Genomic DNA, 12,532 nt, shown 5'->3' with positions numbered 1-12,532 from the left:
CGGCGGGGGTGGGGGAGAGCTGCGTCATCGACTGCTCCAAGGGATTCTCGTGGTGCGGGAGACCTATTCGTCAGGCCGGAAGACAAATTAGTATGGGCGAGCCCGAGAGGGAAGTCCCACGGCAGAGTCCCGCGCAGATCAGGAGCACGCCCATGGCAGAACCGCTGGTGGTGATCGGGGTCGACAGCTCGACCCAGTCCACCAAGGCGCTGGCCGTCGACGCCGACACCGGCCGGATCCTCGGTGAAGGCCGAGCGGCCCACCGGGTCGACTCCACGGCCGGCCAGGAGAGCGACCCCGAGCAGTGGTGGGACGCCCTCGACTCGGCCGTCGCCGCCACCGGATACGCCGACCGGGCGCAGGCACTGGCGATCGGCGGCCAGCAGCACGGCCTGGTCGCGCTGGACGCCGCCGGCCGGCCGGTACGACCCGCGCTGCTCTGGAACGACGTCCGCAGCGCACCCCAAGCCGCCCGCCTGGTCAAGGAGTTCGGCGCCGACTGGTGGGCGGCCGAGATCGGCAGCGTCCCCGGCGCGTCGTTCACCGCCGCCAAGTGGGCCTGGCTGCGCGAGCACGAGCCCCGGGCGGCCGAGCGCACCGCGGCCGTCCGCCTCCCGCACGACTACCTCACCGAACGGCTCACCGGACGCGGCACCACCGACCGCGGCGACGCCTCCGGCACCGGCTGGTGGACCCCCGGCGGGTACCACCCCGCCGTCCTCGACCGGATCGGACTGGACGCCGCGCTGCTCCCCGAGGTCGTCCCGGCGGGCACCGCCGCCGGCACCGCCCGCGCCGGCGGCGCGCTGCGGCCCGGCACCCCGATCGCCGCCGGGACCGGCGACAACATGGCCGCCGCGCTCGGCCTCGGCCTCGCCCCCGGCACCCCGGTCCTCAGCCTCGGCACCTCCGGCACCGTCTACGCCGTCGCCCGCACCCGCCCCGCCGACCCCACCGGCACGGTCGCCGGCTTCGCCGACGCCCTGGACGGCTGGCTGCCGCTCGCCTGCACCCTCAACTGCACGCTCGCCGTCGACCGGATCGCCGCCCTGCTCGGCCGCGACCGGGAGGCCGTCGAGGGCGGCGGCAGCGCCGTCCTGCTGCCCTACCTGGACGGCGAACGCACCCCCGCCCTGCCGCACGCCAGCGGACTGCTGCACGGACTGCGCCACGACACCACCCCCGGACAGCTCCTGCAGGCCGCCTACGACGGCGCGGCGTACTCGCTGCTCGCCGCGCTCGACGACGTGCTGCGCGTCGACGAGGGCCCGCGCAGCGACGACGCCCGACGGGAGAGTGCCGTGCCGCGCGGCGCAGGTGACGCCCCGTCAACCGGGCAGCCGCTGCTGCTGATCGGCGGCGGCGCACAGGGCCGGGCCTGGCAGCGCACCGTGCAGCGGCTGTCCGGCCGCGCCGTGCAGGTGCCCGCCGCCCGCGAACTGGTCGCGCTGGGGGCCGCCGCACAGGCCGCCGCACTGTGCACCGGCGAGCGGGCCGACGAGGTCGCCCGCCGCTGGCGCACCGCCGACGGCCCGGTGCTGCCCGCCGTCCCGCGCGACGAGGCGGCCCTGGAGCGGATCGCGACTACCATTCGGCAGACGATCGGCCTGCAGGAAGGCGGCGCCGTCGGGTAGTGCGGACGTCCGGGACCGTGCGTCGTCGACCGCGGTCGCGCGCGACGAACGTGAACCGGACGGAGGTCGAACGGAGGAGACGGGTGGCAGCGGGCGAACAGCGGCCGGCGGCGGACGGCGGACCGGGGCCGCGGCGCGGCCCCGCGTCCCAGCAGGACATGCGGCGGCAGAACCTCGCGCTGGTGATGCGCACCGTCGCCGCCGCGTACCCGCTCTCCCGCGCCGACGTGGCCGGCCGCACCGGGCTCACCCGCACCGCCGTCTCCAGCCTGGTCGACGAACTCATCGGCGGCGGGCTGCTGCTCGAGGGCGAGTTGGAGCGCAGCGGCCGGGTCGGCCGTCCCGGCCGGGCGCTGGTGCTCAACGACGCGGGCCCGGCCGGACTCGGCCTGGAGATCGGCGTCGAACACCTCGCCGCCTGCGTCACCGACCTGCGCGGCGAGGTGCGGGTGGAACTGCACCGGCCCGCCCCCAACCACCTGCGCCCGGTCGGCGAGACCCTCACCGACCTGGCCGACCTCGCCGCGCAGGCCGAACGCGAGGCCGTCGCGCTCGGCCTGCGGATCGTCGGCCGGGTGCTGGCCGTCCCCGGCAGCGTGCACGGCGCCGCCGACGGCCCCGGCGAACTGGTCGAGCACGCGCCCAACCTGGGCTGGCACGGCGTCCGGATCGCCGACGACTGGCCCGGCCCCGGCGCCGCCCCCGCCGTCGAGAACGAGGCCAACCTCGGTGCGCTCGCCGAACTCTGGCAGGGCAGCGCCAGCGGCACCTTCCTGCACGTCTCCGCCGCCGACGGCATCGGCGGGGCGCTGGTCCTCGACGGCCGCCTGTTCCGCGGCGTCCAGGGCTTCGCCGGCGAACTCGGCCACCTGCCCGTCCGCCCCGACGGCCGGGAGTGCGGCTGCGGCGCGCGCGGCTGCCTGGAGCAGTACGCGGGACTGGCCGCGGTGCTGCGCGAGGCGAAGCTCTCCGACGCCCCGTCAGGCGAGGACCCGGTGGCGGCGTTGGCGGGCCGCGCGGCCGGCGGCGACGCCGACACCCTGGAGGCGCTGCGCCAGGCCGGCACCGCGCTCGGCACCGCGCTGACCGCCGCGGTCAACCTGATCGACCCGGCCGCGCTGGTCCTCGGCGGCGCCTACGCGGACCTGGCCGAGTGGCTGCTCCCGGCGATGCGCACCGAACTCGCCGCCCGCGTCCGGGTCCGCCCGTGGCCCGAGCGCGCCCTGGTCGCCTCCCCCCTGGCCCGCCGCGGCCCCGTCCTCGGCGCCGCCCTCACCACCGTCCGCCACCTCCACACCGACCCCGCCGCCCTCTGGCTCCCCGCCACCACCCCCTGACCGGGCCGCTGCCGGGCAGCAACAACGCGTGGGCGTCCGGAGGTCTCGGGCGGGCGCCGGTCCGTCAGGCCGGGGGTGGGGCGGTGCTGGTGCGGACGACCAGGCTGGTGGCGAGGTCGACGCGGGTGGCGGCGGGGTGTTCGCCGCGGGCCAGGCCGACGGCGAGGCGGGCGGCGGTCTCGGCCATCTCGACCAGGGGCTGGCGGACGGTGGTGAGCGGCGGGCCGACCCACAGGGCCAGCGGCAGGTCGTCGAAGCCGACCACGCTGAGGTCCTCGGGGACGCGCAGGCCGAGTTCGCGGGCGGCCTGGTAGACGCCGAGGGCCTGCAGGTCGTTGCCGGCGAAGATCGCGGTGGGCCGGTCCGGCCGGGTGAGCAGTTCGCGGGCGCGGGCGTAGCCGCCCTCGTGGTGGAAGTCGCCCTCGTGGATCAGCGAAGGGTCGACCGGGATCCGGGCGGTCTCCAGCGCGGTGCGGTAGCCGTCGACCCGGGCCCGGCTGCACATCATGGCCAGCGGTCCGGAGATCACGCCGATCCGGCGGTGGCCGAGTTCCAACAGGTGGCGGGTGGCGGCGAGGCCGCCCTGCCAGTTGTTGGTGCCGACCGCGGGCACCCCGTCGGCGGGGTCGCCGGCCGGGTCGAGGACCACGAACGGGATGTCGCGGCTGGTGAGTTGGTCGCGCTGGGCGGCGTCCAGGTCGGACAGGACCAGCACCGCGCCGACCGGGCGGCGGGCGAGCACGCCGTCCACCCAGGTCTGCCCCGGAGTGAGCCGGCCGGCCGACTCGGAGAGCACGATGCTCAGCCCCTCCTCGCGGGCGACGTTCTCCACGCCGCGGATCACCTCCACCGCCCAGGCGCTGTCGAGCTGGTGGAAGACCAGGTCGAGCAGCCGGGACGGCGTGGAGGCGGTGCGGCGGCGCTGGTAGCCGGTACGGCGCAGGATCTCCTCGACCTTGGCCCTGGTGGCGGGGGAGACGTCCGCCCGGCCGTTCAGCACCTTCGAAACAGTCGGGGCCGAGACGCCGGCCGCGCGGGCGATCTCCGACAGGGTCGGCGCGGGGTCGCGTTCGAGTTCTGCGGCGCTCATGGCACGGATCCTAGCGCCACCCGCCTCCCGTGGCCTTCGCTGGACATTCGCATGCGGCTCGAAACATTCGGCGCTGGGAACAGAGCGACGGGAGGGAGCGGACGGTCCGTCAGATCCCGTTCCCCGCAAGCGGGGTAGCGCCAACGGCTGTGCATTAACAAGGGAGAACTTCGGGGCAAACAGAGTCAGCTCAGGGGGGATTCCGCTTCCGGCGATCCTCTGTGCACACATAGCGTTCGGCCCGTGACGATGTGCGTCCGTGGCCGCGGTGTGCGGGCCGGCCGGGCGCGGTGACTGGGCTGGGGGCGGGCCTTGGACCGGCAGGGACCGGGGGGTAGGGCTGTGCGCGCGGAGGGGCTGTTCACGGAACGGGCACCGAACGGGCGGTTTCTGTGGCAGCTGAAGGCGATGAACGGTCGGGTGGTGGCAGTGTCCTCGTCGGTCTACGAGTCCGCGGCGGACGCCGAGCGGGCGTACGTCGAACTGGTGGAGCTGGGCCCGGCGCTGGTCGCCCGGATCACCCATGTCCGGGACGGCCTGGGCTGGACCTGGGTGGTGCCCGGCGCCCGCGGCCTCCCGCTGGTCAAGTCCAGCCGGGCGTACGAGCGTTACGCCACCTGCCAGAACGCCTTCCGCCGGTTCGTGGCGCTGGTGGCCAAAGCGGCGGAGGCGTCCGACGGGCCCGAGTCCTCCGCGTCCTCGTGAACACCGCGGAACCGGGCCGCGGCCCGCGGCTGGTGCCGGTGCGCGGCACGGACGGGCGGGTCGGCTGGTCGATGGTGGCCGCCAACGGGCGGCGGCTCGCCACCGCCGCCCGGATGTACCGGTCGGACCGTGAACTCTCCACTGCACTGGGCGAGTTGGTGGCGGAGCGGTCGGCCCTGCGGTTCGTGCTGAGCCAGCAGGAGGACCGGCTGTGGGTCTGGACGGCCTTCCTGCCCGCCCGCAGCACCCGGGCCGGCTCGGGCGGCGGCGAGGCGATCGCCCGCAGCGCCCGCGGCTACCTCCGCCGGGACCAGTGCCGACAGGGCGTGGAGGGCTTCCGGCAGGGCGTCGAGCACGTCCAGCGGCGGTGGCGGCAGAACGGATCGGCGGCCCTGCGGCCCTGGTGACTTCGGCGTGCGGCGGGCGCGGACGCATCCACCCGGAGGGTTCGTGTGCGTCCGGTGGTGCCGGGTGAAGCAGAGGTGGCCGGGGTGACCCCGTGAGCACACCTGGAGAAGAACGTGTCCATGCCCGGCGCCCCGCCGCGGAGGGCGGCAATCCGGCTGGCCAGCAGGGCGTTTGGGTACGGCCGACGGTTCGGGGTGGTGCGCCGGGGGAGCGCGGGGGCGCTTCCGGGGGCGGGCTCCCGGCGGCGAGGATCCATCCGCCGGGAGGACGCGGAGCCTTCCGGTACCGGACCCCCGCCAGGTTCCGGTCCAGCGAGGCACCTTCCTACGGAGGAACAGGACCATGCGTTACACCGCTGCCAAGGCGTTCGCGGCCGTCGCGATGACCGCCGCCCTCTCGGCCGTTGCCGTCCCGGCGATGGCGGACCCGTCCGTCACCCCGGCCGCTCAGGACATCGTCGGTGGTGGCTCGGACACCACGCAGGCTCTGCTCAACCAGTTCTCCACCGACTACAACGCCGCCCTGACCGCCGCCGGCGACACCACCTCCCCGCGCCTGTACAGCTGGGACGCGACCGGCACCAGCCCGATCACCCCGAAGACCGGCGCCTCCAGCATCACCCGCCCGAACGGCTCCGGCGCCGGCATCACCACCCTGAACGGCACCACCAAGACCACCCTGGACTTCGCCCGCTCCTCCCGGGCGCCGCAGACCGGCGACCTGACCACCGACCTCTTCGTGGCGTTCGCGAAGGACGCGGTGACCTGGTCCGCCAAGTCCGGCGGCCACGCCCCGACCAACCTGACCACCGCCGACCTGGTGGACATCTACACCTGCAACAAGACCAACTGGAACCAGTTCACCGGTGGCACCGCGGGCACCATCAAGCCGTACCTGCCGCAGTCCGCCTCCGGCACCCGCGCCTTCTTCCTGAAGGCGATCGGCAACCCGACCCTCGGCGGCTGCGTCGTCAGCGGCCCGGAGGAGAACGAGGGCACCGACCCGGTGCTCAACGACGTCGACGTCATCTACCCGTACTCCGTCGGCCACTGGGTGGGCCAGGCCAACGGCCACACCACCGCCACCGACGACAAGGGCAACCTGACCCTGCGCAGCATCAACGGCGTCGCCCCGCTGACCGGCACCGGCACCCTGAACGCCGCCTTCGCCGGCGGCACCTACGGCCGGGTGCTCTACAACGTGGTCCGCGACGGTGACTGGAACGCCACCAGCACCCAGGCCACCGGCCTGCACAACATCTTCGGCTCCACCGGCTTCCTGTGCTCCACCGCCGGCAAGGCCGACACCACCAGCTACGGCTACCTGACCCTGCCGGCCGCGGCCTGCGGTTCCATCACCCACATCTGACGGACCCCCGGGTCCGTCCGCACCGCCACGCGTCTACCACCACGCGTCAACCGCCGCCCGTCCCGCCCGCCGGGACGGGCGGCGGCCCGTAGCACCACACGCACCGTGCACCACCGAGTTCGACCAGCACCGGTACGACCAGCACCGGGCACCACACGCACCGGGCACCACCACGCACCCGTCCGAAGGAGCCACGATGTCCCGTCCCACCGTCCGGATCGCCGCTGCGGCCGCCGGCCTCGCCCTCGTCGCCACCGCCGCCTCCGCCACCGCCGCGTCCGCCACCCCGGCGTCCGGCAACGCGGTGATCCGCGAGAGCAACACGTTCTTCCAGCAGGCCGCCGAGGCCGGCATCGTGGCCGTGCCGCTGCCCACCGCGACCGCCGGCTACGACGCGACCACCGGCCTGTCGGCGAGCTTCCCGGTCACCGACGGCCACGGCAGCCTGCCCGAGTTCTACGGGAACGTCCAGCTCGGCGGCGGTCTGCTGCTCGTCAACGCGAAGACCGGCTACGCGGCCTCCTTCCACCAGCTGGCCTTCTCGATCGACTCCTGGCAGCTGACCGCCGTCCCGGACGGCTCCACCACCCCGGTCGCGCTGTTCGACCCGGCCGGCGACAACACCGTCACCAGGAGCGGCACCACCCAGAGCCTGAACGCCGCCTCGCTGGTCCTCGACGCCGACGGCGCCCAGTATCTGGACACCAAGCTGCACACCGGCTTCTTCACCGCGGGCCAGAGCGTCGGCTCGTTCGCGGTGACCTTCACCCCCGCCTCCTGAGCCGTTTTCGGCCACAGGAGCCACCCCGCACCGCCCGGCCGAATCGCGGCCGGGCGGTGCGGGGTTTTCTGACGGATCGCCAGTTCTCTTGATTCGAGCACCAATTGGGGCCTCGTACACCTGACGGACAGCGCCCGGCCAGACGTGACTGGCCGAATATCGTCGGGGCCGCCGACGGTCGCTCCGCTCCCTGTCACCCGTGCGTGCCCTACTCCGGTGCGCCGTTCCCGGAGGTGCTGCGCCGATGAGAATCCGCCCGTCAGGGCTGAGAGCCGGATCGCGTCCGTTGAAGGCCTACCTGGCGGCCGTCCTGGTGTGGGCGCTGGGGGCGGCCGTGGTGTTCCTGCCGCTCGGCGGGCCGGGCGTCCAGCCGGCCGGGGCGGCTTCGGGAGTCACCGTGGACGGGCCGGAGGCCTGGGATCCCAACACCTGGACGTACGGACCGAAGGGCAGCGTCACCGTCAGCCCGGCTGCGGGTCTCGGCAACCAGACGGTGCACGTCAGCTGGACCGGCTTCACGCCGAGCGTGGACGACACCGGCCAGCCCGCCGCGATCGTGGCGAACCCGCTGGACGGCAGTCCGGACAAGGTCGTTCGCTACCCGGTCCGGGTCTACCAGTGCCGCGGAACGAACCCGGCGATCACGGACTGCTACGGCTCCAGCCTCTACGGCGGGGACCCGGCCAAGGGGTTCCTGCAGAAGGCCCCGGCGGCCGGCCTCAGCACCCCCGAGTTCCCGTCGAACATGGTCATCGTGCCGACCCGCGCCGACGGCACCGGCGAGGCCGACATCGAGGTGTGGAGCGCCCAGCAGAGCCAGAGCCTCGACTGCGACCCCACCCACCCCTGCTCGATCGTGGTGGAGCCCAACTACGGCGGCGACCCGCTCGGCGCGTACACCTTCCCGGACTCGCAGATCAACTGCGACGACCACTCCGCGGACTCGGACGGCCTGTTCAACACCGCCACCGACGCCACCCTGTACACGAACATGTACCGGACCGACACCGTCGAGTACCGCAGCGGCGAGGCGTGCGCCTGGCAGCACCACGTCGCCGTGCCGCTGACCTTCGGGCCCACCGCGGGCGCGTGCGACGCCAGGAGCTCCGACTTCTCCGCGATCGGCCTGGAGATGGCGGACCGGGCCGTCCAGCAGTGGCGGACCGGCCTGTGCCTGGCGAGCGAGCCGCTGAACGTGCAGTACACCGCCGGCGGCGGCGAGCCGCAGGCCCGCAGCTCCTTCCTGCGCGGCTCCGGCGCCGACATCGCCCTCACCGCGCTGCCCGACCGCAACGCGCCGGCCCGCCCCTACGTGTACGCGCCTCTGGCGAGCAGTGCGATCTCCGTGGTCTTCCTCATCGACGACGGGACCACCCACCGCCAGGTCCGCCGGGTGCGGCTCAACGAGCGGCTGCTGGCGAAGATGCTGACTCAGACGTACCGGAACACCGCGGACGACAGCATGGACACCGTCAAGGGCAACCCGGTGTGCATCTTCACCGACCAGGAGTTCCTGAAGCTCAACGCCGACGTCGCGGCCGGGGTGGGCTGGCCCAGCTGCATCAACAACGGCTTCGCGAGCAGCGTCCCGGTGGTGGTCGGCGGCACCACCGACCTGGTGCACCAGCTCACCGAGTGGATCGCCGCGAACCCCGACGCCGCGCAGTTCCTCCAGGGCGCCACCGACCCGTGGGGCACCCACCTCAACACCAACTACCTGCCGTCGAAGTTCCCCGGCTACCCGGCCGACGCGTTCCAGCCGCAGGACTTCTCCGGTCCGCGCCAGCTGAAGCAGTACGAGTGGAACCCGGTCCTCGGCGGCCTCGGCCAGGTCCTGCGGATGGCGATGCAGCCCCGCGCGTCCTGCCTGAACCCCGACGAGGTGCAGGGCCAGCACGCCCGGTGCCTCGCCCAGACCATCGGCCTGCGCAGCTTCTTCGCCATCACCGACTCCGGCGACGCCCAGGCGGTCAGCCTTCCCGAGGCCGAACTCCCCAACGCGGCGGGACAGTTCACCACTCCGACGATCGGATCGATGCAGGCCGCCGTCGCCGACATGCCGCTCGACGCGACCACCGGCACCCAGCAACTGCCCTACCAGGACCGGGACTCCGCCTACGCCAAGGACACCAAGGCGTACCCGCTGACCATGATGCAGTACGCGATGGTGCCGACCGGGGGCGTCGCGAAGGCCAAGGCGGACGCGATCGCGGGCTTCCTGCGCACCGTGACCGACCCCGGCAAGGGGCAGGTCTACGGCCGCCAGCCTGGTCAACTCGCCATCGGCTACGCCGGTCTGACGAAGCAGCAGCTGGCCCGGGCGAAGGCCGCGGCCGACCACGTCGCCGCGCAGGACGGCGCCAAGCCGAACGGCCAGGACCCGGGCAGCGGCAACGGAAACGGCAACGGCAGCGGCGGGACCACCGGGGGGAGCGCGGGCACCGCCGGCGGCGGCAACTCCGCCACGGGCGGCTCCGGTTCGAACGACGGCTCCTACCTCGGCGGGACCGGCGGCAGCGGCGGGACCGGCTCGACCACCGGCGCAGCCGCCGCGACCGGCACCGGCACGGGCGGCAACAGCACCAAGCCGTCGGGGAGTTCGAGCCCCACGCTGGGCGCGGCCGTGGTCGGGCAGGCCGCCCCGGACCGGGCGGGCATGGCCCGGCTGCTGCTGCCGGTGATCCTCGCCACCGGCGCCGTCCTGCTGGTCGGCGGCCCCGCCGCACTGTTCCTCGGCGGCACCGCCGCCGGCGCGAACATCCGGCGCGGCACCGGCCGGTTCTGGTCGCGACTGCTCGGCCGCAACGGCTGACGGCCCCCGCCGGACGGGCGCCGAACGGCGTCCGTCCGGCCCACCCGGTCCACCCCAGGAACCCTCACCGCGCGGAGAGTTGAGACCATGACAGCCGCCGTCCAGCCGACGGACACCCGCGTTCCACCGCCCGACCCCGACCGGCCCCGTCCGATCAGCGCGCCCGCCTCGCCGTCCGACCAGGTGTTCCGCGGCGTGCTGCGCGCCGCCGGCCTGTCGGTGTTCGCCCTGATGGGCCTGATCGCCTTCTTCCTGCTGCTGCGCGGTGCCACCGCGCTGCGTGCGGCCGGCTGGTCCTTCCTCACCGAGGAGCGCTGGCGCACCGCCGCGCACTCCTTCGGCATCGCCGCGGTGCTGCCCAACGGCATCCTGATCGCGGTGATCGCCCTGTGCATCGCCGTCCCGGTGGCGCTCACCGCCGCGCTGTTCATCTCCGAGTACGCGCCGGCCCGGCTGCGGCCCGCGCTGATCTCGCTGGTCGACCTGATGGCGGCGATCCCCAGCATCGTCTACGGCCTGTGGGGCCTGTTCTTCCTGCAGCCGCGGATCGTCGGGTTCTGCCGCTGGCTGGCCAACCACACCGGCGGGGCGCTGCCGTTCTTCCGGGTGCGCACCGGCGACATCGCCACCTCGTACACCTCCTCGACCTTCATCGCGGGCACCGTGGTCTCCCTGATGATCATTCCGATCATCACCTCGCTCAGCCGCGAGGTGTTCTCGCAGGCGCCGGCCGGTGAGCGGGAGGGCGCCTACGCGCTCGGCTCCACCCGCTGGGGCATGGTGCGCACCGTGGTCCTGCCGTTCGGGCGCGGCGGCGTGATCGGCGCCGTGATGCTCGGCTTCGGCCGCGCCATGGGCGAGACCATCGCCGTCGCGCTGATCATCTCGCCGGTCTTCCGGGTCGCCTGGCACGTCCTGGAGAACGGCAGCAGCTCCATCTCGGCGCTGATCGCGCTGCGCTACGGCGAGTCGGACACCCTGTCGCTGTCCGCGCTGATGGCCGCCGGACTGGTGCTCTTCGCCCTCACCCTGCTGGTCAACGTGGCCGCCGGGTTCATCATCAGCCGGTCCCGGTCCGGCGCCTCGACCTCGGACTGACCGGAGGCCACCGATGCACACCCCCCTCGACACCCGGCCCGGCTCCCACCAGGGCGCCGACCCGACCACGGACCCGGGCGGCCCGCCCGAACCCGAGCAGCAGCGGATCAAGCTCGGCGGCGTCACCCGCGAAGAGGTCCTCACCATGGCCGGCGCGGGCGCCGGCTCGCTCGCCCTGGACTGGCTGCTGTACGAGCGCGTGCTGCCGTTCAGCGGCGCGTTCGGCTTCCTGCTCTGCTGGTACCTGCTGTTCCTCGCGCTCTACACGCTCGCCGGGCGGCTCCAGTGGGACGCCCTGACGGTGCGTGAGCGGCTCGCCACCGCCCTCGCCTGGAGCTCCGGCCTGCTGGTGCTCGCCCTGATCGCCGATCAGATCGGCTACGTGCTGATCCGCGGCGTGCACGCCGCCCGGCACCTGAACTTCTTCACCGAGACCATGCAGAACACCGCGCCGCTGTCGGCCATCACCTCCGGCGGCTGCATCCACGCGGTGGTCGGCTCGCTCGAACAGCTCGGCCTGGCCACCGTGTTCTCGGTGCCGCTCGGCATCCTCACCGCGGTCTTCCTGGTCGAGGCGGGCAGCACCCGGCGCGGCGCCCGGATCGTCAAGCCGGTGCGGGTGCTGGTCGAAGCGATGACCGCGCTGCCGTCCATCGTCGCGGGCCTGTTCGTCCTCGGCGTGGTCATCCTCACCCTCGGCTTCGAGAAGAGCGGCTTCGCGGCCTCGCTGGCGCTGACCGTGATGATGATGCCGATCGTCACCCGCGCCGCCGAGGTGGTCGTCCGGCTGGTCCCCGGCACCCTCAAGGAGGCCTCCTACGCGCTCGGCGCCAGCCAGTGGCGCACCGTCTGGCACGTGGTGCTGCCCACCGCCCGCCCCGGCCTGACCACCGCCGTGGTGCTCGGCATGGCGCGCGGCGTCGGCGAGACCTCGCCGGTCCTGCTCACCGCCGGCTTCACCACCCGGCTCAACTTCGACGCGTTCCACGGCAACCAGACCAGCCTGCCGCTGTACATCTGGAACTACGTCAAGCAGCCCTACCCCGACATGGTCGCCCGGGCGTTCGCCGGCGCGCTGACCCTGATGACCGTGGTGCTGGTGCTGTTCGTCACCGCCCGCGTCCTCGGCCGCCACCGCACCCCGGTCGACCGGCCCACCCGCCGTCCGCTGCGCCGCGCCGCCACCGCGGACGTGCCGCGGCAGGCCGCCGGAGCGCAGCCCGCCCTCGCCCGCACCGCAGTCGTCCGCAACGCCGCACCGGTGGTGGACCACTGATGTCCCGTCAGAGAAGGAAGACC

The 12,532-nt window shown here is 73.9% G+C and carries 10 protein-coding genes; 9 read left to right on the top strand and 1 reads right to left on the bottom strand.

The genetic code is table 11. The features are described 5' to 3' along the window. Nucleotides 1-152: 152 nt before the first annotated feature. Complete coding sequence (locus ACWD4U_RS31285; protein ID WP_363460336.1) at nucleotides 153-1,634, top strand: FGGY family carbohydrate kinase; 1,482 nt, start codon at nucleotides 153-155, stop codon at nucleotides 1,632-1,634. A 158-nt stretch (nucleotides 1,635-1,792) separates the two neighbouring features. Next, nucleotides 1,793-2,971 (top strand): ROK family protein, encoded by a 1,179-nt coding sequence (locus tag ACWD4U_RS31280; protein WP_363460339.1) that lies wholly within the window; start codon nucleotides 1,793-1,795, stop codon nucleotides 2,969-2,971. A gap of 64 nt (nucleotides 2,972-3,035) precedes the next feature. Here the strand turns inward: ACWD4U_RS31280 and ACWD4U_RS31275 are convergent, their stop codons facing one another. Next, entirely contained in the window at nucleotides 3,036-4,061 is a 1,026-nt protein-coding gene (locus tag ACWD4U_RS31275) for a LacI family DNA-binding transcriptional regulator (RefSeq protein WP_363460334.1), read from the bottom strand. A gap of 342 nt (nucleotides 4,062-4,403) precedes the next feature. Here ACWD4U_RS31275 and ACWD4U_RS31270 point away from each other — a divergent pair, with 342 nt between their 5' ends. The 7 genes from ACWD4U_RS31270 to pstA all read left to right on the top strand — a co-directional run bounded on the left by ACWD4U_RS31270 (nucleotide 4,404) and on the right by pstA (nucleotide 12,509). Beyond that, nucleotides 4,404-4,766, top strand: coding sequence for a DUF1508 domain-containing protein (locus ACWD4U_RS31270; protein WP_363460332.1), 363 nt, complete (start codon nucleotides 4,404-4,406; stop codon nucleotides 4,764-4,766). Then, on the top strand, nucleotides 4,763-5,173 hold the full coding sequence (locus ACWD4U_RS31265; RefSeq protein ID WP_363460330.1) for a hypothetical protein: 411 nt from the start codon (nucleotides 4,763-4,765) through the stop codon (nucleotides 5,171-5,173). Before ACWD4U_RS31270 ends, ACWD4U_RS31265 begins: the two co-directional genes overlap by 4 nt. A gap of 343 nt (nucleotides 5,174-5,516) precedes the next feature. Further along, on the top strand, nucleotides 5,517-6,542 hold the full coding sequence (locus ACWD4U_RS31260) for a substrate-binding domain-containing protein (protein ID WP_363460329.1): 1,026 nt from the start codon (nucleotides 5,517-5,519) through the stop codon (nucleotides 6,540-6,542). 196 nt (nucleotides 6,543-6,738) lie between these two features. Next, nucleotides 6,739-7,323, top strand: a complete 585-nt coding sequence (locus ACWD4U_RS31255) for a hypothetical protein (RefSeq protein WP_363460327.1) — start codon at nucleotides 6,739-6,741, stop codon at nucleotides 7,321-7,323. 286 nt (nucleotides 7,324-7,609) lie between these two features. Continuing rightward, nucleotides 7,610-10,135, top strand: coding sequence for a hypothetical protein (locus tag ACWD4U_RS31250; RefSeq protein ID WP_363460325.1), 2,526 nt, complete (start codon nucleotides 7,610-7,612; stop codon nucleotides 10,133-10,135). Between the two features lie 87 nt (nucleotides 10,136-10,222). Continuing rightward, nucleotides 10,223-11,233 carry a phosphate ABC transporter permease subunit PstC gene (gene pstC, locus ACWD4U_RS31245; RefSeq protein ID WP_363460323.1) on the top strand — a complete coding sequence of 337 codons (1,011 nt, stop codon included), beginning with the start codon at nucleotides 10,223-10,225 and terminating at the stop codon, nucleotides 11,231-11,233. A 13-nt stretch (nucleotides 11,234-11,246) separates the two neighbouring features. Further along, nucleotides 11,247-12,509: a phosphate ABC transporter permease PstA gene (gene pstA, locus ACWD4U_RS31240; RefSeq protein ID WP_363460321.1), complete on the top strand. Its 1,263-nt coding sequence runs from the start codon at nucleotides 11,247-11,249 to the stop codon at nucleotides 12,507-12,509. Nucleotides 12,510-12,532: the final 23 nt, after the last annotated feature.

The sequence above is a fragment of the Kitasatospora sp. NPDC002522 genome (assembly GCF_053595195.1).
This window is presented reverse-complemented; position numbering and strand designations above follow the sequence as displayed.

Excerpts from the sequence above, each read along its gene's own strand:
- ACWD4U_RS31285 (WP_363460336.1), top strand. The coding sequence starts at position 153 with ATGGCAGAACCGCTGGTGGTGATCGGGGTCGACAGCTCGACCCAGTCC.
- pstC (WP_363460323.1), top strand. The coding sequence starts at position 10,223 with ATGACAGCCGCCGTCCAGCCGACGGACACCCGCGTTCCACCGCCCGAC.
- ACWD4U_RS31260 (WP_363460329.1), top strand. The coding sequence starts at position 5,517 with ATGCGTTACACCGCTGCCAAGGCGTTCGCGGCCGTCGCGATGACCGCC.
- ACWD4U_RS31255 (WP_363460327.1), top strand. The coding sequence starts at position 6,739 with ATGTCCCGTCCCACCGTCCGGATCGCCGCTGCGGCCGCCGGCCTCGCC.
- ACWD4U_RS31280 (WP_363460339.1), top strand. The coding sequence starts at position 1,793 with ATGCGGCGGCAGAACCTCGCGCTGGTGATGCGCACCGTCGCCGCCGCG.
- ACWD4U_RS31275 (WP_363460334.1), bottom strand. The coding sequence starts at position 4,061 with ATGAGCGCCGCAGAACTCGAACGCGACCCCGCGCCGACCCTGTCGGAG.
- pstA (WP_363460321.1), top strand. The coding sequence starts at position 11,247 with ATGCACACCCCCCTCGACACCCGGCCCGGCTCCCACCAGGGCGCCGAC.